Source organism: Sphingomonas sp. A2-49 (genome assembly GCF_025548555.1).
Lineage (GTDB): Bacteria > Pseudomonadota > Alphaproteobacteria > Sphingomonadales > Sphingomonadaceae > Sphingomonas.
This window is the reverse complement of sequence record NZ_JAJLPA010000013.1, coordinates 37,489-58,553: the sequence shown is the minus strand read 5'-3', so window position 1 is coordinate 58,553 and position 21,065 is coordinate 37,489. Positions and strand designations below refer to the sequence as shown.

20 protein-coding genes are annotated in these 21,065 nt (G+C 68.9%); 10 read left to right on the top strand and 10 right to left on the bottom strand.

The window, feature by feature from the left end:
• Window positions 1-160: 160 nt before the first annotated feature.
• From LPN01_RS11685 to LPN01_RS11665, 5 genes are all read right to left on the bottom strand, one after another.
• A complete protein-coding gene (locus tag LPN01_RS11685) occupies window positions 161-1,501 on the bottom strand; it encodes a PQQ-binding-like beta-propeller repeat protein (RefSeq protein ID WP_262828594.1) in 1,341 nt (446 codons plus the stop codon).
• On the bottom strand, window positions 1,498-2,238 hold the full coding sequence (locus tag LPN01_RS11680; RefSeq protein WP_262828593.1) for a tetratricopeptide repeat protein: 741 nt from the start codon (window positions 2,236-2,238) through the stop codon (window positions 1,498-1,500). Before LPN01_RS11680 ends, LPN01_RS11685 begins: the two co-directional genes overlap by 4 nt.
• A gap of 94 nt (window positions 2,239-2,332) precedes the next feature.
• Window positions 2,333-3,193: a 3-methyl-2-oxobutanoate hydroxymethyltransferase gene (gene panB / locus LPN01_RS11675; RefSeq protein WP_262828592.1), complete on the bottom strand. Its 861-nt coding sequence runs from the start codon at window positions 3,191-3,193 to the stop codon at window positions 2,333-2,335.
• Window positions 3,194-3,217: 24 nt separating this feature from the next.
• Window positions 3,218-3,655 carry a hypothetical protein gene (locus LPN01_RS11670; protein ID WP_262828591.1) on the bottom strand — a complete coding sequence of 146 codons (438 nt, stop codon included), beginning with the start codon at window positions 3,653-3,655 and terminating at the stop codon, window positions 3,218-3,220.
• Between the two features lie 117 nt (window positions 3,656-3,772).
• Window positions 3,773-4,120 carry an ArsC family reductase gene (locus tag LPN01_RS11665; protein ID WP_262828590.1) on the bottom strand — a complete coding sequence of 116 codons (348 nt, stop codon included), beginning with the start codon at window positions 4,118-4,120 and terminating at the stop codon, window positions 3,773-3,775.
• A gap of 134 nt (window positions 4,121-4,254) precedes the next feature.
• Here LPN01_RS11665 and LPN01_RS11660 point away from each other — a divergent pair, with 134 nt between their 5' ends.
• From LPN01_RS11660 to LPN01_RS11630, 7 genes are all read left to right on the top strand, one after another.
• Window positions 4,255-6,315 (top strand): NAD(+) synthase, encoded by a 2,061-nt coding sequence (locus LPN01_RS11660; RefSeq protein WP_262828589.1) that lies wholly within the window; start codon window positions 4,255-4,257, stop codon window positions 6,313-6,315.
• Between the two features lie 42 nt (window positions 6,316-6,357).
• Window positions 6,358-7,218 (top strand): CDP-alcohol phosphatidyltransferase family protein, encoded by an 861-nt coding sequence (locus LPN01_RS11655; RefSeq protein WP_262828588.1) that lies wholly within the window; start codon window positions 6,358-6,360, stop codon window positions 7,216-7,218.
• Window positions 7,215-8,306 carry an inositol-3-phosphate synthase gene (locus tag LPN01_RS11650; protein ID WP_262828587.1) on the top strand — a complete coding sequence of 364 codons (1,092 nt, stop codon included), beginning with the start codon at window positions 7,215-7,217 and terminating at the stop codon, window positions 8,304-8,306. The genes LPN01_RS11655 and LPN01_RS11650 overlap by 4 nt, the downstream gene beginning before the upstream one ends.
• A complete protein-coding gene (locus LPN01_RS11645; protein ID WP_262828586.1) occupies window positions 8,306-9,010 on the top strand; it encodes an NTP transferase domain-containing protein in 705 nt (234 codons plus the stop codon). The genes LPN01_RS11650 and LPN01_RS11645 overlap by 1 nt, the downstream gene beginning before the upstream one ends.
• Before the next feature lie 82 nt (window positions 9,011-9,092).
• Window positions 9,093-10,466: a ribosome biogenesis GTPase Der gene (gene der, locus LPN01_RS11640; protein ID WP_262828585.1), complete on the top strand. Its 1,374-nt coding sequence runs from the start codon at window positions 9,093-9,095 to the stop codon at window positions 10,464-10,466.
• A gap of 93 nt (window positions 10,467-10,559) precedes the next feature.
• Entirely contained in the window at window positions 10,560-10,982 is a 423-nt protein-coding gene (locus LPN01_RS11635) for an Hpt domain-containing protein (protein WP_262828584.1), read from the top strand.
• A gap of 107 nt (window positions 10,983-11,089) precedes the next feature.
• A complete protein-coding gene (locus tag LPN01_RS11630) occupies window positions 11,090-11,437 on the top strand; it encodes a hypothetical protein (RefSeq protein ID WP_262828583.1) in 348 nt (115 codons plus the stop codon).
• Window positions 11,438-11,937: 500 nt separating this feature from the next.
• On the opposite strand, the gene LPN01_RS11625 is transcribed toward LPN01_RS11630, so the two are convergent.
• Window positions 11,938-13,170: an NF038122 family metalloprotease gene (locus tag LPN01_RS11625; protein ID WP_262828582.1), complete on the bottom strand. Its 1,233-nt coding sequence runs from the start codon at window positions 13,168-13,170 to the stop codon at window positions 11,938-11,940.
• A gap of 213 nt (window positions 13,171-13,383) precedes the next feature.
• Here LPN01_RS11625 and LPN01_RS11620 point away from each other — a divergent pair, with 213 nt between their 5' ends.
• From LPN01_RS11620 to LPN01_RS11610, 3 genes are all read left to right on the top strand, one after another.
• The gene (locus LPN01_RS11620; protein ID WP_262828581.1) at window positions 13,384-14,853 is read left to right on the top strand and encodes a tetratricopeptide repeat-containing sulfotransferase family protein; all 1,470 of its coding nucleotides are present in this window, start codon (window positions 13,384-13,386) and stop codon (window positions 14,851-14,853) included.
• Between the two features lie 358 nt (window positions 14,854-15,211).
• On the top strand, window positions 15,212-15,874 hold the full coding sequence (locus LPN01_RS11615) for a peptidylprolyl isomerase (protein WP_262828580.1): 663 nt from the start codon (window positions 15,212-15,214) through the stop codon (window positions 15,872-15,874).
• 65 nt (window positions 15,875-15,939) lie between these two features.
• Window positions 15,940-16,314, top strand: coding sequence for a glycine zipper 2TM domain-containing protein (locus tag LPN01_RS11610; RefSeq protein WP_262828579.1), 375 nt, complete (start codon window positions 15,940-15,942; stop codon window positions 16,312-16,314).
• 42 nt (window positions 16,315-16,356) lie between these two features.
• Here LPN01_RS11610 and dacB read toward each other — a convergent pair whose 3' ends face one another.
• From dacB to purL, 4 genes are all read right to left on the bottom strand, one after another.
• Window positions 16,357-17,799: a D-alanyl-D-alanine carboxypeptidase/D-alanyl-D-alanine-endopeptidase gene (dacB, locus tag LPN01_RS11605; RefSeq protein ID WP_262828578.1), complete on the bottom strand. Its 1,443-nt coding sequence runs from the start codon at window positions 17,797-17,799 to the stop codon at window positions 16,357-16,359.
• 41 nt (window positions 17,800-17,840) lie between these two features.
• Window positions 17,841-18,356: a bacterioferritin gene (gene bfr, locus LPN01_RS11600; RefSeq protein WP_262828577.1), complete on the bottom strand. Its 516-nt coding sequence runs from the start codon at window positions 18,354-18,356 to the stop codon at window positions 17,841-17,843.
• 114 nt (window positions 18,357-18,470) lie between these two features.
• On the bottom strand, window positions 18,471-18,641 hold the full coding sequence (locus LPN01_RS11595) for a bacterioferritin-associated ferredoxin (protein ID WP_262828576.1): 171 nt from the start codon (window positions 18,639-18,641) through the stop codon (window positions 18,471-18,473).
• A 156-nt stretch (window positions 18,642-18,797) separates the two neighbouring features.
• Entirely contained in the window at window positions 18,798-21,017 is a 2,220-nt protein-coding gene (purL, locus tag LPN01_RS11590; RefSeq protein WP_262828575.1) for a phosphoribosylformylglycinamidine synthase subunit PurL, read from the bottom strand.
• Window positions 21,018-21,065 lie beyond the last annotated feature (48 nt).

The window sequence follows — 21,065 nt, the reverse complement described above, 5'->3', positions numbered from 1 at the left end:
CAGGATTGCGAGAACCCCAGCGGAACGACAGCGTCTACCATGGCGGAAGGGTAGCAGCCGCTCCGTCCCAGTCGCAACCGCTGGGCGTCGCGGGCGCTTCGATCGATCCGCGCGCGCAGGATGCGCCAGCAGGACCGGTCACCGCGTCACGCGACAGACCTCACCGATAGGCGGTGAGCTTGCCCGACTGGCCCAAGGTGTAAAGCGTGCTGTTCGCCACGATCGGCGGCAGCGCGAAGGAATCCTTCGCGTCGATCGTCGTCGCGACGCTGCCGTCGTTGGGGGACAGGAAGACGACCTGACCCAGCGAATTGGTCAGCACCAGCCGGTTGCCCGCGAGCACCGGTCCGAACCAGGTGACCTGCGGCCCCTTGTTCTTCTTGGCGTTCTTGAAGCGCTGCAACTGCGCGATCCAGCGCGCCTTGCCGTTCGAGCGGGCGAGGCAGACGAGGCGCGCGTCGTCGGTGACGACGAACAGCCATTCGCCCGCGATCCACGGGGTGGAGATGCCGGCGAAATTCTGCTCCCACAGCCGCTGGCCGGTGGCGAGGTCGAGGCTGACCATGCGGCCGCCCTGGCCGACGGCGAAGACGCGGCCGTTGTCGATCACCGGATCGGCGTCGATGTCGGACAGGCTGGACACCGACGTGGTGATCGAGGTGCGCGAGAGCGCATCGCCCCACAGCACGCGGCCGTTCTCGTAGCGATAGGCGTTGAGCTCGCCGCTCGAGAAGCCGGCGACGATCGTGCCCTGGCTGGCCGCCGGTGCGGCGACGCCGAACACGCCCTGCGTTTCGAGCGTGCCCGACTGTGCCCATTGCACCTTGCCGTCGCTCTGATCGAGCGCGAAGATCTGGTTGTCCTGGCTCAATACGTAGACCGAGCCGTTGGCGACGGTCGGCGCGCCGCGCAGCGGACCGCCGGGCTTGGCGCGCCAGATTTCCTTGCCGTCCGCGGCGTTGAACGCGACGACGTCGCCGACGCCGTCGGTGGCGAACACGCGATCGCCCTCGAAGCTGACGCCGCCGCCGAAGCGCGCGCTGCGGTTCTCGTCACCGGTGCTGACCGTCGCGCTCCACAGGCGCGCGCCGGTGTCGGCGGCGAAGGCGTGGAGCTGGGCCGAGACGTCGGTCACGAACAGCTTGTTGCCCGCCACGACCGGCGCCGCGCCGAGCCGCTCGCGCGCGGATCCGCCGGCGATCGTCGCCTGCCACGCGCGCGCCGGGCTCTCGCCGAGCGCGAGCTGGCCCATCGACTTGGCGGCATTGCCGCCCGGCTGCGTCCAGCTGTCGTTGACCGCGGCGGCGGGCAGCGTCACCTGGATGTCGGCGAGCGTCTTGTCCGCCTCGATCGCATTTTCCGATGCCAGGATCGACACGCGCTCGCCGACGGTCGGCGTCTTCTTGGGGCCGCCCTTGAACACGCCGCACGCCGACAGCGCGATCAGCGCGGCGATGCCGACGGTCGCCCGGAACGTGGTCTTCGCCCGATGATGGGTCATTGCGCGGGGGCTTCCTTGGATTGTGCTGCGGGGGCGCGCGCGGGCGTGACCACGCGCACGCTGGCGCTGTCGTCGACACCCATCGCGCCGGCCATCTGAACGCTGCGTTGACGGAGCGATTCGGGCACGGTCGCGTCGCGCGCGATCTGCGCGAACATCTGGCCGGCCAAATCCTTGCGGCCGCTGTCGATATAGGCGATCGCCACCAGCTCGCCGGCGCTGCCGAAATAGGGATTGCCCGCGACCGCGAGCGGACGCAGCCGCTCGATCACGACCTGCGGCTTCAGCGTATCGTATTCGGCGACGGTCTGGCGGATCAGCGCGAGGTCGCGGAACGGCTGCGCGATGCCGGTGTCGGCGGCGATGGCGGCGAACTTCGCCGCGGCCGCCTTGTCCTGCTTGCGGCCGAGCATCACGTCCGCCTCGGTCATCGACGCCAGCGCGCGATAGCCCTTGCGATCCGATGTCGCGATCGGCGCAAGCAGCTTCGACGCCTGGTCCGGCTGGTTGTTGCCGAGCGCGTCGAACGCGGCCTGCAGCTGTTCGCCCTGCACACCGGCCGCCTCGGTCCGGCGATGCTGCCAGTAGAGGAAGGCGGCGAAGGCGGCGAGCGCGACGACGATGGCGACGATCGTCAGGCGGCCGTAGCGTTCCCAGAAGCCGAGCAGCTGGTCGCGGCGCAACTCGTCATCGACTTCGCGCAGGAACGCTTCGTTGTTTTGCGGCGTAAGGGCCAAGGAGGGCTCCGGAGAAGAGGCAGGGGAACGGCGCGCATCCTTAGCGGCGACCGCCCCGAAACGAAAGATGGCGAAACGAACGGTAAGGGCCGGGTCAATCCTTCGCCGGATAGATCTGTTCGGGACCCGGAAAGCGCCGCGCCCTGACCTCGTCGGCATAGGCGCCGGCTGCGGCGGAAATGCGGCCGGCCATGTCGTCGTAACGCTTCACGAAGCGCGCCGTGCGTTCGAACAGGCCCAGCATGTCCTCGGTCACCAGCACCTGGCCGTCGCAGCGCGCCGAGGCGCCGATGCCGATCGTCGGACAGGCCACCGCCTCGGTGATCGCGATCGCGATCGGCTCCATCACGCCCTCGATCACGATCGCGAAGGCGCCGGCATCGGCGATCGCGGTCGCATCGGCGAGGATCTTCGCCGCCTCCGCCTCGCTCCGCCCGCGCGCGCCGTAACCGCCAAGCACGTTGACCGCCTGCGGCGTCAGGCCGACGTGCCCCATCACCGGGATGCCGCGTTCGGACAGGAACCGCACGGTCGCCGCCATCGCGGCGCCCCCCTCCAGCTTCACCGCGGCGGCGCCGGTCTGCTTCAGCAGGACGGCGGCGCTCTCGAACGCCTGCTGCGGCGAGGCTTCGTAGCTGCCGAACGGCATGTCGATCACGACCACGGCATGATAGCTGCCGCGCACCACCGCGGCGCCGTGCGCTGCCATCATTTCCAGCGTGACCGGCACCGTCGAGGGCAGGCCGTAGATCACCTGGCCCAGGCTGTCGCCGACGAGCAGCATGTCGCAATGCGGATCGAGCAGCTGCGCGGTGCGGACGGTATAGGCGGTCAGCATCACCAGCGGCTCGCCGCCCTTGCGCCGCCGGATCGCGGGCACCGTCAGCCGCTTGAGCGGCGCGGGCGTCGGGGTCGCGCGGCTGGTCGCGGTGTCGATCGTGTAGGTCGTGGACATGGCGATGCCCTTAATCGTCCGCGGTCATGCGATCCAGCCCCGCCGCCGCGCCCGCTGCGCCAGCCAGACGCCGAAGGCGGCGACCGCGGCGATGAACACTGGGAAGGGCACGACCTGCGCCGCGCCGCGCACTGCGATCAGGTCGGTCGCGGCGAACAGCCAGCCGAACTGGACGATCACCGCGATCAGCGACAGCACGTACAGCGGTCCGGCGAGCGCCGAGCGCGCCAGCAGCGCGAGCGCGGCGAAGAGCCCGGCGCCGGTCGCGACCGCGTAGACCGGATTGTACCAGCCCGGAAACGACGCATAGAGGCGCCGGTAGTAAGCGTCGGCCGGCCCCATCGCCTCCGCGCCGAGCCGCAGCTGCTGGACGCATGCGAAGACCCCCACCGCGCCCCAGATCAGCAGCACGACGGCGACGATCCGGAACCAGGTCGGCACGGGCTGGCGTAGGTCGGTCATTGCGGTATCCCCTGTTGCGCCCCGTGAGCCCCCGCGCGCTCGCCGGCGAGCGGCCGCGCGGATGCTGCGCCGATCGATGCGGATGCGCAATGGCCCCGCCGGCCGGGGGAGGGGGAGTCAGGAAAGCGCTGCACTCCATTCCGCCGGCCTGAACCCGACCAGCAGGGTATCGCCATGCTCCACCACCGGGCGACGGATCATCGACGGCTGCGCGATCATCAGCGCCACCGCCCTGGCGGCGTCGATCCCGGCCTTGTCCGCCTCGGGCAGCTTGCGAAAGGTCGTGCCGGCGCGGTTGAGCAGCGCCTCCCACCCCAGCCGCGCGACCCATCCCTCCAGCCGCGCGCGGTCGACGCCGGCGATCTTGTAGTCGTGGAACGCATGCGCGATCCCCGCCGCATCCAGCCACGCGCGCGCCTTCTTCACCGCGTCGCAGTTGCGGATGCCATAGAGCGTGATGGTCATGGTGTTCCCCGATCGAAGGTAGGCTTGGCGGACGGCGGGGTTCATTCGTCCGGAATTGACCACACCGCAAGTCGCGCCCGGTTGCAGGCGGGGGCGGGTGGCACCGCGCCCGCAACCGGGCTAGCACCGTCGGCATGACCGACGCCTTCCCCTCGATCCACCGCCACCAGATGGTGCGCGTCGCCGCGGCGACGCCGCTCGCCAGTGTCGGCGATATCGCCGCCAACGTCGCCGCGACGGTGGATCTGGCGCGGCGGGCGGATGCGCGCGGGGTGGATCTGGTCGTCTTTCCCGAACTGAACCTGACCTCCTATGCGATCGACGACCTGCACCTGCAATCGGCGCAGCAGCGGGGCAGCGTGGCGGCGGTGCTGGCGGTGGCGGCACAGACCGCGGACCTCGCGCCGCTGTTGCTGGTCGGGGCGGCGCTGGTCCGCAACGGGCGGCTGTACAATTGCGCGGTCGCGATCGCGCGGGGGCGGATCCTGGGAGTCGTGCCCAAGAGCTTCCTGCCCAATTATCGCGAATATTACGAGAAGCGCTGGTTCGCATCGGGCGTCGGCCTGCGCGACCTGACGATCCGGCTGGGCGATGCGGAGGTGCCGTTCGGTCCCGACCTGATCTTCGCCGCGGACGACATGCCCGGCTTCGTCGTCCACGCCGAGATCTGCGAGGATTATTGGGCGCCGACGCCGCCATCGACCGCGGGGGCGCTCGCCGGGGCGACGGTGTGCTGCAACCTCAGCGCGTCGAACATCGTCATCGGCAAGGGACGCGAGCGGATGCTGCTGGCGGCGGCGCAATCCGCGCGTGCCGCCTGCGCCTATGTCTATGCGGCGGCGGGGCCGGGGGAAAGCACCACCGATCTCGCCTGGGACGGGCAGGGGCTGGTCCACGAACTGGGCGAACTGCTGGCCGAATCGGAGCGGTTCGGGACCGCGGCAGAGCTGGTCGCGGCGGACGTCGATCTCGAACGGATCGTGCAGGAGCGGCTGCGCAACGGCACGTTCAACGATGCGGCGGTGGCGGCGGGGCATCCCGAGACGCGCTTCCGGCGGATCGGCTTCACCCATGCGGCGACCCCGCGCGACATCGGGCTGGAGCGCGCCGTCCGCCGCTTCCCCTTCGTGCCCGACGATCCCACCCGCCGGGACGAGGATTGCTACGAGGCGTTCAACATCCAGGTGGTGGCGCTCGCCAGGCGCCTCGCCGCCACCGGGTCGCGGACGCTGGTCATCGGCGTGTCGGGGGGACTCGATTCGACACATGCGCTGATCGTCGCGGCGAAGGCGATGGACCGGCTGGGCCGGCCGCGCGCCGACATCCTCGGCTTCACCATGCCCGGTTTCGCCACCGGCGACGCCACGAAGGGCAATGCCTGGGCGCTGATGCGCGCGCTCGGCTGTACCGCCGCAGAGATCGATATCCGCCCCGCCGCGCGCCAGATGCTCGCCGACATCGGCCATCCGTTCGCGCACGGCGAGCCGGTCTACGATGTGACGTTCGAGAACGTGCAGGCGGGGTTGCGCACCGACTATCTGTTCCGGCTCGCCAACCAGCGCGGCGGCATCGTGCTGGGAACGGGCGACCTGTCCGAGCTGGCCCTTGGCTGGTGCACCTATGGCGTCGGCGACCAGATGAGCCATTACGCCGTCAACGCCGGCGTGCCCAAGACGCTGATCCAGTTCCTGATCCGCTGGTGCATCCGCACCGGCCAGTATGACGAGGCGACCGACCGGGTGCTCGGCACGATCCTGGCGCAGGAAATTTCGCCCGAGCTCGTCCCGGCCGATGCCGCGACGGGGGCGATGCAGAGCACCGAATCGATGATCGGTCCCTATGCGTTGAACGATTTCTTCGCGCATTACGTGGTGCGACACGGGCTGGCGCCGTCGAAGATCGCGTTCCTGGCGTGGCATGCGTGGCGCGACGCGGCCGCGGGGCGCTGGCCGGAGGATTATCCGGTGGAGGGCCGTGTCGCCTATGATCTGGCGACGATCCGCCACTGGCTGGAACGCTTCCTCGTCCGGTTCTTCCGGACGAGCCAGTTCAAGCGGTCCGCGATCCCCAACGGACCCAAGGTTTCGGGGGGCGGCGCGCTCAGCCCGCGTGGCGACTGGCGGGCGCCGTCGGATGGCGATGCGACCGTCTGGCTGGACGAGTTGCGGCGAAACGTTCCGGGGACGGCACCATAGAATATTGCGTTTGCGTCATTAGGGGCGCATTATGAACGCCTGATGACACCGCCGCCCCGGGATGGCTCACGCGATCGCCGGATCGAGGACCCATCCAATCTCTACCTGATTCACCCCGCGTCGCACGCCTTGCTGCCTTATGCGCTCAAGGCGGGCGTATCGGCGAATGCGGTGTCGGTGATCGGGCTCGGCTGCGGCACCGTCGCCGCGCTTGCCTATGCCGACTGGCATCACCCCGCGATGGCGCTGGTCGGCCTGGTCTTTTCCGTCGCATGGCTGGTCGCGGACGGCCTCGACGGCATGATCGCGCGCGCGACCCGGACGGCGAGCGCGCTCGGACGGACGCTCGACGGATTGTGCGACCACGGTGTCTTCGCCTTGATCTACGTCGCGCTGGCCTGGACGGTCGGCACGACCGAGGGCTGGGTGCTGGCGATCGCCGCGGCCGCCTGTCACGCGGTGCAATCGAGCCTGTACGAGGGCGAGCGCGCGCGCTTCCATCGCCGTGCCCGCGGGGTGGCGCTGACGGCGGTGCCCACGCCGACGGGCATGATCCTGGTACGCCTGTACGACAGCGTCGCGGGCAGCGTCGATCGCATCTCGATGCCGTTCGAGCGCCGCTTCGGCGCGGCGGAGGACCGGGACGGCTTCGCCGCCGCCTATGCCGCCGCCGCGGTGCCGGTGATGCGGTTGCAATCGCTGCTGACCGCCAACGTGCGCGTCTGGGCGATCTGCATCGCCTGCCTCGCGGGCAACCCACGCATCTTCTGGTGGTTCGAGATCGTGCCGCTCACCGCGATCGTCGCGGTCGGTCTCTATGCCCATCGGCGCGTCGAGCGCCGCTTCGTTCACGGCCTCGCGCCGCATTCCATTCTTTATCCAAGCGAACAGGGTCATTCATGAAGAGCATCAACATCGCCATCGTCGGCATCGGCAACTGCGCGAGCTCGCTCGTCCAGGGGCTGGAGCATTACCGCGAGGGCGCCAACGATCTCGTCGGCCTGATGCACTGGGAACTGGGCGGCTATAAGCCGTCGGACATCAAGGTCGTCGCCGCCTGGGACGTGGACGCGCGCAAGGTCGGCAAGGACGTCGCCGAGGCGGTGTTCGCCAAGCCCAATTGCACCGCGGTGTTCGCCGCCAACCTGCCCGCGACCGGCACGATCGTGAAGATGGGCGCGGTGCTGGACGGCGTCGCCGAGCACATGTCGGACTATAAGGACGACCGCACCTTCATCGTCGCCAACGACACGCAGGCGTCGAAGGCGGAGATCGTCGCCGAGCTGAAGGCGAGCGGCACCGACGTGCTGATGAACTACCTGCCGGTCGGCAGCCAGGAAGCGACCGAATTCTACGCCGAATGCGCGCTGGAAGCCGGTGTCGCCTTCGTCAACAACATCCCCGTCTTCATCGCGTCGAACCCCGAATGGGCGAAGCGGTTCGAGGATGCCGGCGTGGCGATCATCGGCGACGACATCAAGGCGCAGCTCGGCGCGACGATCGTTCACCGCGTGCTGACCGACCTGTTCGCCAAGCGCGGCGTCAAGCTGGACCGCACCTACCAGCTCAACACCGGCGGCAACACCGACTTCCTCAACATGTCGAACCACCGCCGCCTCGAATCGAAGAAGATCTCGAAGACCGAGGCGGTCCAGTCGGTCGCGGCCGAGCGTATGGACGACGACAACGTCCACATCGGTCCGTCGGACTATGTGCCCTGGCAGAACGACAACAAGGTCTGCTTCCTGCGCATGGAAGGCCAGCTGTTCGGCGGCGTGCCGATGAACCTCGAGCTGCGCCTGTCGGTCGAGGATTCGCCCAACAGCGCCGGCGTCGCGATCGACATGATCCGCTGCGCCGCGATCGCCAAGGACCGCGGCATCGCCGGCGTGATCGATCCCGCCTCGGCCTATTTCTGCAAGCATCCGCGTACGCAGATGACCGACGACCTCGCGCAGATCGCGGTCGAGGACTTCATCAAGGCCGCCTGATGATCGACACGGGCCTGCTGCTCGCCGCCGGACAGGGCAGCCGGCTCCGTTCGGTGACGCCGTACAAGCCGCTCTGCCGGGTGGCGGGACGTGCGCTCATCGACCATGCGCTCGACGGCATGGCCGCGGCGGGGCTGACCCGTGCGATCGTGTCGCTCGGCTATGGCGCGGACGCGATCACGGCGCATCTGGCGAGCCGCGCGTGGCCGCTCGACGTGCTGACGGTGATGACCGACCATCTTCAGCCCAACGGCGTGTCCGCGCTGGCGGCGGCGGCGCTGGTGGGCGAGGGCGGCGCGGTGCTCGCGATGTGCGATCACCTCGTCCACCCCGAACATTACCGGCGGATGGCGACCGCCGGGGCGGGCGCCGGGCTGCGGCTCGGCATCGACCGGCGGCTCGGCCATGCCTGGGTCGATCCGCTCGACGTCACCTGCGTCGCGACGCGCGGCGATGCGATCGTCGCGATCGGCAAGGGGCTGGAACCGCACGATTGCTACGACACCGGCGTGTTCGCGGTATCGCCGCGCTTCTTCACCGCGCTGGCGACGCTCGACAGCCCGTCGCTGACCGAGGGCGTCCGCATCCTCGCGGCGGAGGGCAGCGCGCGGATCGTCGATTGCAGCGATCTCGACTGGCTCGACGTCGACGATGCGCCCGCGTTCGCGCATGCCGAGCGCTGGCGGACGCGCCTCGCGGCCTGACCCGCCGGTGCGAAGGGTGGACGCCGCGCACGTCGCCCAACCACCGGTTCCCTTATCGGCCCGCCTCTTCTAAGGCGTTCGCATGTCCCGTCTCCCCATCGTCGCGATCGTCGGCCGTCCCAACGTCGGCAAGTCGACGCTCTTCAACCGCCTCGTCGGCAAGAAGCTCGCGCTGGTCGACGACCGGCCGGGCGTCACGCGCGACCGGCGCGAGGGCGACGCGCATCTGATCGGCCTCGACTTCCGCGTCATCGACACCGCGGGCTACGAGGATCACGACGCGCAGACGCTGCCCGGCCGGATGCGGATGCAGACCGAGGCGGCGATCGGCCAGGCCGACGTCGCGCTGTTCCTGTTCGACGCGCGCGCCGGCATCGTCCCCCTCGACGAGGAGATCGCGCGCTGGCTGCGTTCGTCGTCGACGCCGGTGATCCTCGCCGCGAACAAGGCGGAGGGGAGGGCCGGCGAACAGGGCATCCTCGAATCGCTCGCGCTCGGTTTCGGCGATCCGGTCCAGCTGTCCGCCGAACACGGCGAGGGCATGGGCGACCTGTTCGAGGCGCTGCTGCCCCACCTCGAACGCGCGATGGCCGCCATGCCGGAGGAGGAGGACGACGATCGTCCCGACGCGCCGCTGAAGCTCGCGATCGTCGGCCGGCCGAACGCGGGCAAGTCGACGCTCATCAACCGCATGCTCGGCGAGGACCGGATGATTACCGGTCCCGAGGCCGGGATCACGCGCGATTCGATCGCGGTGGACTGGATGTGGCAGGATCCGAAGGGCGAGCCGCGTGCCGTCCGGCTGATCGACACCGCGGGCATGCGCAAGCGCGCCAAGGTCCAGGACAAACTGGAAAAGATGTCGGTCGCTGATGCGCTGCACGCGGTCGATTTCGCTGAGGTCGTGGTGCTGCTGCTCGATGCGACGCTGGGGCTGGAGGCGCAGGACCTGCGCATCGCCGACAAGGTGCTGGAGGAAGGCCGCGCGCTCGTCATCGCGCTGAACAAATGGGATGTCGCCGAAAACGCCTCGTCGCTGTTCAACGGCGTCAAGCGCGCGCTGGAGGACGGACTCAGCCAGGTGAAGGGCGTCACCGTGATGACGGTGTCCGCGGCGACCGGCAAGGGCATCGACCAGCTGATCCAGGCGGCGTTCGACACGCGCGAGGCGTGGTCGAAGCGCGTCGGCACCGGCGAGATGAACCGCTGGTTCGAACGCGCGATCGAGGCGAACCCGCCGCCCGCCCCCGGCGGCAAGCGCATCAAGATGCGCTACGTCACCCAGGTCAAGACGCGCCCGCCCAGCTTCGTGATCTTCGGCACCCGCGTCGACCAGCTGCCCGCAAGCTACGAGCGGTATCTGGTGAATTCGATGCGCAAGGAACTTGGTTTCGGGGCCGTTCCGGTCCGGATGACCTTTCGTGCGCCAAAAAATCCTTTCGACACCAAGGACTGACGCTGCGCTTCGGCAACGTCGTGTTTACCGCTTTGCTCTAGGACCGGTGGCGGAACTTGAGCGGGCCGACGCCCGCAGCCGAGGGAGAAGGCCGTGTCGTTCGAAGGCAGCACGTTGGTGGATTGGGCAGCGTTCGCGCAGGCGCGCAGCGAGCTCGGCGCCGGGTTCGTGCGCATCCTCGGCTATTTCCGCGAGGATGGCATTAAGTCGGTCGCGGCGATCGAACAGGCGATGCGCGGCAGCAGCGCGGCGGCGATGGTGATTCCCGCCCATACGCTGAAGGGCGAGGCGCGGCAGTTCGGCGCCGACCCGCTCGGCGCGCTGGCCGAGACGATCGAGGAGATCGCGCGCGATTGCGTCGAGCGGCAGGATACCTGCGAAGAGGCGCTGGAGCATGTCGTGCGGCTGCGCCCGCTGTTCTTCGAGACGCTGGCATTGCTGGAGCGCGAGGCGAACCCGCTCGTCGCGCGGCGCCCGGCGGGGGGCGGCTTCGGGCGCAAGTCCTCGGCGCTCTGACGGGCGGGCGCGGGCGATTGCATCGACGCCGGACGCGCCTAGACTGATCGCCCGGCGCAAGGCCCACGATGATGGGTGGCGAGCGTTTCCGGGGGAGATACGACGACATGAACGGCACGAACACGACGCGGCTCGGCGCATGGGCGCTGACGGCCGCGATGACGCTGGCTTTTGCCGGCACCGCGCAGGCACAGACGATCAACGACGAGGTGCGCTGCGTGTTGCTCAGCAACGCCATGGCGTCGGGTGCGGACAATCCGCGCGGACGCCAGATCGGGGCATCGGTCGGCGCCTATTTCATGGGGCGGCTCGACGCGCGTCCGCCGGCGGACGTGAAGGCGGCGATCGCCGGCCAGAAGCGCAAGATGAAGGCTGCCGCCGCGGCGACCGCGATGAACGCCTGTGTTGCACGCGCGGGCCGGTCGGAAGCGCGGCTGCGCGACCTGGCGAGGTAGGGCGCGCGCCGTTACGGCGACGAAACCGCCGGCGACCGGTAGCATTGGGGGGATCAATGCCCGCTGATGGGTAAAGCCTTCTGGCCCACCCCGTCATTGCGGGCGTAGCGAAGCTTTACCCGCCTCTTCTGGTCGATCTTCTGCTTGAGCCCCGCTTCGTCATTGCGAGCGTAGCGAAGCAATCCAGGGCCGGATCAGGACGCCCTGGATTGCTTCGCTGCGCTCGCAATGACGGGTGGTCGGCAAAAAAGGCTTTGCGGACACGCGCGGCCGGTTCGGCAACTTGGGGTCTGGCTCGTACGGACCGAAGCGCCTCTCCGGCGAAGACCAGGGTCCGATCATGAGGAGCGCCGCGACGTTCCAACCGAGCCTCAGCCTCCGCCGGGCACGCTATCGGAGTGGCCCAGACCGCGTGGATCGATCCTCAGCGCATCGCCCCCGGCGTCCGCTCGAACCACGCCGCCGATCCCGAAGGACCGGCGGCGTGGCGCGCGCATGCGTCAGGCGGTCTTGGCGTAGGTGACCTTGCCGATCCGGCGACGCATCAGGCCGCCGGCGAGCGCGAAGCCGCCGATCATCATGAACCAGGCTGCCGGCTCCGGCACCGCGGTGGCGGCGGCGAACTGGCGGTAGATCGCTCCGGTCGACACGGTGCCGTAGGTCAGCGCATTGGTGCTGAGGTTGTAGCCCATCGCGTCATAGGCGGCGAGGTCGAGGCCCGTCACATAGCCGGTCTGGCCGAAGCAGAAGGTCGGATCCATGATCCCGTTGCCGATGGCGCAGCCCGCGGTGTCCTTCCAGTGCGATGCCTGCTGGCCGTCGCCGTTGTAGCGACCGGTCGAGAAGGTGTTCCCGAACAGCGCGGTCTTGCCGCCGTCGATCGAGAAATACTTGTCGCCGCTGACCTTGCCGGCCGACAGGTCGAGCACGCCGCCCGCACCGAGGACGACGTTCGTCGGGTCCGAGCTGTAGCGGAACATGTCCAGCGCGCTGTAGATCGACGTGTCGTTCAGGCTGTAGTTCAGCGTACCCGCGTTCGGATTGGCGGTGTTGCCGAGGCCATAGACGTCGAGGAAGTCCACGCCCGAGACGAAGCCGAGCGCATGGCCGATCTCGTGGATGGCGACGCCGATGAAGTCGAATGTGTTGGCCGAGATGCCGTCGGTCGGGTCGAAGTCGAACCCGAAGGTGCTGCTGAACTGGACGGTGCCGTCGACCGAGTTGCTGTTGACGCCCGCTGCGGTGCCGCCGATCGCCTTGATGACCGACGAATTGAGGTACAGCGTCTTGCTGCTGGTGGTCGACGCATTGTCGAACGCGAGCTTGGTCGTGTCGTCGTCGATGAAGCCGTCGGAGCCCATGGTGACGCCGTTGGTGATGAAGCTCGCGCCGCCGTTGCTCAGGGTCGGCAGGACGATGTTGGCATCGATCGCGGACGAGCTCTTGGTCGCGTTGACGCGCGTTTCCCAACCCGCGACGCTATAGTCGGCGCGCGTGCTGCCCGTCGAACCGATGACGCCCGTCGGCAGCGCCGAGAATCCGACCCGCAGGTTGATCGTCGCGGTGTTGGTGAGGATCGAGCTCCAATAGGCAGCGGCGATGTTGAAGCCCTGTTGCGCCTTCGAGCCGGTGACGCCGCCCATATCGATGAGGTTGATCGTCACGGCGCCGGCGGGCGCGGCAAGCGTCGTGAGCAATGCTGCGCCGCAGCAGAGAATGGTCCTGAACCGCATCTGTAAACCCCTTTTCCCGTAAACGAGGGCGTCCGGCCGTGCTTAACCGTTAACAACTCGTTAACCATTTGTTGTTGCCGTGCAGCGGGTTTGTCAACATTAATGACGTTAACGCGGCGCAATCGGCAGCGATCGTGCCATTGTGGGACTTGCAGGGATCGCTGGCGTGACAACGACCGTCGGTATGCGACAGAGGCGGACGAGGGAGCGACGATGGTCGATACGAGGAATGCCGCGCTGGCCGCGATGCTGGCGCAATTGAAGGCTGCGCTCGGCCGTCGCGACCGGGCGGAGGCGAATCGGCTGGTCGCGGGGCTGCTCGACGGCAACGCGCCGCTCGGGCCGCAATGGCACGGCATCGCGCAGTTGCTGCAGGTGAGCGGCGAATGGACGCTCGCGCTGCGCGCGATCGACGCCTTCATCGCCGCCGCGGCGGATAAGCCGGCAGCGCGCTATTCGAAGGTCGTGCTGCTCACGCAGGCGCACCGGTTGCAGGAGGCGCACGACCTGCTCTCCCGGCTGCCCGCCGACGTGCCAGACCGGTGCGGTCATGCCTATGTGCTCGGCAATACCGCGATGACGCTGGGGCGGGTAGACGAGGCGCGCACGCATCTGCTCGAGGCGCTGCGACATCGGCCGGGCTGGGGGCCGGCATGGCTGTCGCTGGCGACCGCCGGGACGCTCGCCGGCGCGGGCATCGGCGACCAGATGCTGGCCGAGGCGGAGGTGGCGGAGCGCCAGGGGCCGGCCGATCTCGCCCGGTATTGCTATGCATTGGGCAAGCTGCACGCCGACCGGGGCGATACCGCCGCGGCGTACGCCGCCTTCGCGCGCGGCGCGGCGCTGCTCAAGGCGCAGATGCCCTATAGCCACGCCGCCGATGCGGCCAATGCGGCGGAGGCGATGACCGGCTATGGCGACGGCCTGCTCGACCGCGTGCGACAGGTTCCCCGTCCGGACACCGGCCGGCCGATCTTCGTCACCGGCCTGCCGCGATCGGGCACGACGCTGGTCGAGCAGATCCTGACCAGCCACAGCGCGGTGCTCGACGGGGGCGAGCTGAACCTGATCCAGCACGCCGCAGTCGCCGCGGGCGGCATATCGGGCACGGCGCTGGCCCGCCACGTCGCGCAGGGTGGCACGACCGAGGCGCTCGGCGCGCTGTACCTGCACCTGCTCGACGAACGGTTCGGGACGGAGGGGCGGATCGTCGACAAGACGATCGACGCCAGCCGGTTCATGGGCATCATCGCCGCGGCGCTGCCCGATGCGCCGCTGGTGTGGATGCGCCGCGACCCGCTCGATTCGGCCTGGTCGTGCTTCCGGACGTTCTTCATCCACGGCGTCGCGTGGAGTTTCGACTTTGCCGACATCGCGCGGCATTTCCTGCTCGAGGACCGGCTGATGGCCTATTGGCAGGGGGTACTGGGCGAGCGGTTGCTGGTCGTGCCGTTCGACGCGCTGGTCAGCGACCCCGCCGCGTGGACCGCCCGGCTGCTGGCGCATTGCGGCCTGCCCCATGAGGATGCGCCGTTCGTCCCGCACCTGACGCAGCGCCGCGTCGCGACGGCGAGTGCCTTGCAGGTCCGCCGCCCGATCAATCGCGACGGCATCGGCGTCGCCGCACCGTATCGCACGCACATGCAGCGCTTCGTCGAGATCTATGAGGGAAGGTCCGGCTAAGCGCCCAGACAGCGGGAACCGCGGGGGAGAATCCGGATACGCCGAACGACTCGATCCCCCGCGCCCGAACGCGCCGGTGCCGGTTTCACCGGCGGGCTCCGCTCCGTATATCTCGTTGACGGCGCGTTGTAGGCAGGTCGCCCCTACGCCGGATCGCGGCCAAAAAAAAGGCCGGTCAAAGACCGGCCGGAAAGTTTTTAGGAGAGGATGCCTGAAAGGCACGGTCTTTGTGCATCGCAGCACGACATCGTGCAATTGCAAAAAGCGCAATCCAACATTCGATTAACACAATCGTAGCGCTACCATCGATATGGATGGCGGTTGCGCCTGACGCCTGTCCGCCATAGCGACGGTCGACATGCGCTTGTCCCACATCGCCTCTTTCGCTGCCTTGGCCCTCGCATCCGGGCCGGCGGCCGTCGCCGCGCCGGCCGATCCGCCGATCGTGCGGGTCCGGCTAGACACCCCGTACGGACCGATCGTGCTCGCGCTGGAGGCGCGGCGTGCGCCGAAAACGGTCGCCAATTTCATGGGCTATGTCGACGACCGCCGCTTCGACGGCATGAGTTTCTACCGGTCTGCTCGCAACCGCAGCGCGCCGACCTACGGCTTTATCCAGGGCGGCATCCGCACCGACGCGCGTCGCATCCTGCCGCCGTTCCCGCTCGAAACCACGGCGATGACCGGCATCCGTCACGTCGACGGCACCATCTCGATGGCGCGGCGGGCGGAAGCCGGGTCGGCGGGCGGCAATTTCTTCATCACCGTCGGTCCGATGCCGAGCATGGACGCCAGGGGCGGCTATCCCGGTTATGCCGCGTTCGGGCACGTCGTGTCGGGCATGCCGGTCATCAAGCGGATCCTGGCGCTGCCCACCGGCGGCGGGATGGGCGGGCAGTTGCTGCTGCGCCCGATCCGGCTGATCGCGGCGCGGCGGCTGAACGGGACGCCCCGGCCGACCGGGCTGGTCAAGCCGTGGCTGGTCAAGACCAAGCCTGCCGCCCCGCCGGCGCGCAAATAGGTGGCGCGCGTGCAACCAACAGTCGCGGCATGCGGTTATCCTGCTTCGCCTTGAGGAGGTTCACGATGAAGACCGGATTGCTCGCCGTCGCCGCCGCGATGACCATGATGTCGCCCGTCACGATCACCGCCGCCGCGGCGCAGCGGAACGATTATCGCTGGCAGGACGACAACCGGGGCAATTGGGAGCCTTCGGAGCATTATCGCAACGGCCGGTATCGCGAACGCAGCCTCGGCCGCGACGATCGCATCTACAAGGGCCGCGACGGTCGCGCCTATTGCCGCCGCAACGACGGGACGACCGGTCTGGTCGTCGGCGCGCTGGGTGGCGGTGTGCTCGGCAACCTCGTCGGTGGCGGGACGCTCGGCACGTTGCTCGGTGCCGGTGGCGGCGCGGTGCTCGGGCGGTCGATCGATCGCGGCAAGGTCCGCTGCCGCTGATGCGGCGTGTCGGCCGGTTCCCGTCCGGGGCCGGCCGTCGCCCTATTGCGACGCGGCGACCAGCAGCAGCGCCGCATCGATCGCGTCGGTGACCGAAACGTCCGCCGGCATGTCGTTGGCATAGCTCGCGAAGGTCAGCGTCCGGCCGCTCCGTGCGGTCATGAATCCCGACAATGCGCTGGCGCCGTTCAGCGTACCGGTCTTCGCATTGAGGCGCCCGGCGAGGGGCGTGGCCGCGAACCGGCGCCGCAGGGTGCCGTCGATCCCGCCGACCGGCAACGTCGCCCGCCACGCCGCCCCCCACGGCTGTGCCTGCGTCCAGCGCAGGAAGCGCACGGTCGCCCGCGGCGATACCCGGTTGTAGCTCGACATGCCCGAACCGTCGACAAGGTCGTAGCGCCAGCGTTCGACGCCGGCGCGCGCCAGCAGCGCCGCGACCCGCACCTGACCGTCCGCGATCGACCCGCTGCCGGTCACGCGCCCGATCCGGCGCAGCAGCAGCTCGGCGTGAAGATTCTGGCTGACGGTGCTGGTCAGCTTCAGGTCCTCGACCAGCGGCCGCGGCACCGCGCGGGCGAGCGGCGGCGGCGGGGCAGGGGCGTGAGCGACGGGGGCATTGCCGCGGATCGCGGGATCGTCGTTGGCGCCGGCGGCGCGATGGCGCACCCGGATCGCGCCCGTGACCCGGACGCCGCGCGCGACCAGCATCTGCCGCAACCGCCACGCGGCATAGTCCGCCGGATCGTCGATCCCGACCCGCAATACCTCCGCGGGAGCACCCGGCGCGATCGTTCCCGTTATCCGCAACCGGCGGCTTCCCGGCAGGCGGTCGATCCGGATCGCGGTGCGACCGCCGGTGACGACGTGCCCGTCGATCGCATAATAGTCCGGTGCGGCGATCGAGGCCGCGCCATGCCGGTCCGGGGCGGGCGTCACGACGAGTCGCAGTTCGTTGTCGTCGAGCGTCAGGGCCGATACGCCCGTGCCCGACCGGGTCGCGATGTTGTTCCAGCTCATGCCGGGGCTCCAGCGCTCGTCGGGAAACACGGTGTCGTCGCCGACGACGTCATGCACGCGCGTGGCATGGGTGGCGATCGCATCGGCGAGTGTCGACAGGCAGTCCGCGGCACATCCGGGATCGCTGGACAACCGCGCGTCGCCGTTGCCGGTCAGGATGACGTCGCGGCCGTCCATCCGCACGCTGGCGCCTGCCGCGACGTCGGGCCGCGTCACGTCGCCCAGCGCGTCGAACGCGGCGGCGGTCGTAAAGATCTTGGTGTTCGACGCGGGCACGAAACGGTCGTCCGGCGCGATCGCGACGATCTCGCGCCCGGCGTCGTCGAGCAGGACGAGCCCGAACCGCGTGCCCGGCCCCGCCGCGCGCAGGATCGTCGCGACGCGATCCTGCAAGGCAGGAGGCGCGTCGGCCACGGCCGGCGCGGCGCAGGCGAGCAGGCCGGCGAAAGACAGGGGGCGACAGCGCATCGGGTGGCAGCCTAGCCGCCGCGGCCCCCTGCGCAAGCGGATCAGCTTTTCAGATAGGGGGCAGCGCCCGACTTGGGCGAATCATGCTCGCTGATCGAATTCAGCTGGATGTAATTGTGGATGCCCATCCGCTCGATCATCTCGAACTGGCGTTCGAGCGTATCGACATGCTCTTCCTCGCTGGCGAGGATGCGGGCGAACAGGTCGCGGCTGATATAGTCGCGCACTTCCTCGCAATAGGCGATCGCGCCCTTCAGCTGGGTGACGGCTTCCAGTTCCATCGCGAGGTCGGAGCGGAGCACCTCCTCCACCGTCTCGCCGATACGCAGGCGGCCGAGCAACTGAAAGTTCGGCAGGCCGTCGAGGAACAGGATGCGCTCCGACAGCCAGTCGGCGTGCTTCATCTCGTCGATCGATTCCATCCGCTCGTATTGGGCGAGCTTGTAGACGCCCCAATGGTCGAGCATCCGGTAGTGGAGCCAATATTGGTTGATCGCGGTGAGTTCGTTGCGAAGCGCCTCGTTGAGGAACTCGATGACCCGCGGGTCGCCCTTCATTGCCATAGCTCCATGCCTTTCGGATCGTCGTGACGGGATCGGTCTAGGCGGCGAACGCGGGCGACGGCAAGCCGCGCGCGACGGGCCATCCGCGAGGGGCGACCTCCCGATGGATCAGGCGGCGGCGCGTTCGGTGTCGATGATGGCGCGTGCGAAACCGGTGCACTGGCCGCATTTCGGCTGGCATCCGAGCGATTTGTACGCCTGGCAGGCGGTCATGCAACCGCTGCGCGCGGCGGCGCGGACCTGCGATTCCCGGATGGCATTGCACACGCAGACGACCATGGATGCTCCTTCGCTTCGCCAGGTCGAATAAGGCTAATGCGAGGCGCTCGCAAGTTCTTTGAGAGTGATTCGCAGTCGCTCCCGCTCGTTTCGTCGCAAACGGTGCCGTTGCGCGACGACCCAGGCGTCCGGCGCGTGCATCCGCCGGGAACGCGGTCAGGCCAGTGCCGCGTCCGCCCCCATCAGCGTCGGGAAGAAGCCCTCATGCGCGGTGCGCAGGGCATCGACCGCGACCACGTCGTCGCGATCGGGACGCTCGAAGATCAGCCGCTTGCCGCCGGTCCGCCCCAGTGGCTCCGCCTCGACCCCGGCGGCATGCGCCGCACCCAGGAAATCGAGCAGGGCGTGATCGTGGACGGTGACGACGTACAGTCCCTGATCCTCGGCGAAGAACGACCGCGCGCAGCCGAAGGGCTGCTTGCGGTCGATCATCGCGCCGATGCCGCCCGCCAGCGCCATCTCTGCGACGGTCACCGCGATGCCGCCATCGGACACGTCGTGGACCGCGGACAGCTGGCCCTCGAGGATCGCGGTGCGGATCAGGTCGCCGGCCTTGCGCTCCGCGGCGAGGTCGACGAGCGGCGGCGGGCCCTCCTCGCGGCCGTGGCATTCGCGCAGCCAGAGCGACTGGCCGAGGTGGCCGGTGCGCGCCCCGACGACGAGGATGATGTCGCCGGTGCCCTTGAATGCGATCGTCGCGTTCTTCGTCCAGTCCTTCAGCAGGCCGACGCCGCCGATCGCGGGGGTGGGCAGGATCGCGCTGCCGCCGCCGGTCGCTTTCGATTCGTTGTAGAGCGAGACGTTGCCGCTGACGATCGGGAAGTCCAGGGCGCGGCACGCCTGCGCCATGCCGTCGAGGCAGCCGACGATCTGGCCCATGATCTCGGGCCGCTGCGGATTGGCGAAGTTGAGGCAATTGGTGATCGCCAGCGGGGTCGCGCCCACCGCGGTCAGGTTGCGCCACGCCTCGGCCACCGCCTGCTTGCCGCCTTCCACCGGGTCGGCGAAGCAATAGCGCGGGGTGCAGTCGGTGGTGATCGCCAGCGCCTTGTCCGTGCCGTGGACGCGGACGACCGCGCTGTCGCCGCCCGGCGCCTGCACCGTGTCGGCACCGACCATATGGTCATATTGCTCCCAGATCCAGCGACGGCTGGCGATGTCCGGCGACCCCATCAGCGTCAGCAGGTCGGCGGCGATGTCGGTGCTTTCCGGCGCGTTCTCGAGCGGCGGGCGCGGCGGGGTCGGCACATGCGGCCTGTCGTACAGCGGCGCCTCGTCGGCGAGCGGGCCGAGCGGGATGTCGCACACCGTTTCGCCCCGCCACTTGAGGACCATCCGCCCGGTGTCGGTGACATGGCCGATGACCGCGAAATCGAGCTCCCATTTGCGGAAGATCGCCTCCGCCTCGGCCTCGCGGCCGGGCTTGAGCACCATCAGCATCCGCTCCTGCGATTCGGACAGCATCATCTCGTACGGCGTCATGCCGGTTTCGCGCTGGGGCACGTCGTCCATCACCAGTTCGATGCCGACGCCGCCCTTCGACGCCATCTCGACCGACGAGGAGGTGAGGCCGGCGGCGCCCATGTCCTGGATCGCGACGATCACGTCGGTCGCCATCAGTTCCAGGCACGCCTCGATCAGCAGCTTTTCGGTGAAGGGGTCGCCGACCTGCACGGTGGGACGCTTGGCGTCGGCATCCTCCCCGAAATCGGCGGATGCCATCGTCGCGCCATGGATGCCGTCGCGCCCGGTCTTCGATCCGACGTAGACGATCGGATTGCCGAGGCCGCTGGCCGCCGAATAGAAGATCCTGTCCTGGTCCGCGATGCCGACGGTCATCGCGTTGACGAGGATGTTGCCGTCATAGGCGGGGTGGAAATTCACCTCGCCCCCGACCGTCGGCACGCCGACGCAATTGCCATAGCCGCCGATGCCGTGGACGACGCCGCTGATGAGGTGGCGCATCCGGGGATGCGTCGGCGATCCGAAGCGCAAGGCGTTCATGTTGGCGATCGGCCGCGCGCCCATCGTGAACACGTCGCGCAGGATGCCGCCGACGCCCGTCGCCGCACCCTGATAGGGTTCGATGTACGACGGGTGATTGTGCGATTCCATCTTGAAGATCGCCGCCTGGCCGTCGCCGATGTCGATCACGCCGGCATTCTCGCCCGGTCCGCAGATCACCTGCGGCCCTTCGGTCGGCAGCTTCTTGAGGTGGATGCGGCTCGACTTGTAGCTGCAATGCTCGGACCACATCACCGAAAAGATGCCGAGTTCGACGAGGTTGGGCTCGCGCCCCAGCGCGTGGAGCACGCGGTCGTATTCGTCGGTGGACAGGCCGTGGTCGGCGACGATCTGGGGCGTGATCTCGGTCATTCGCGCGCCTTAGCGGGGTGCGGCCGCTTCGTCACCTGTCCGTGACCG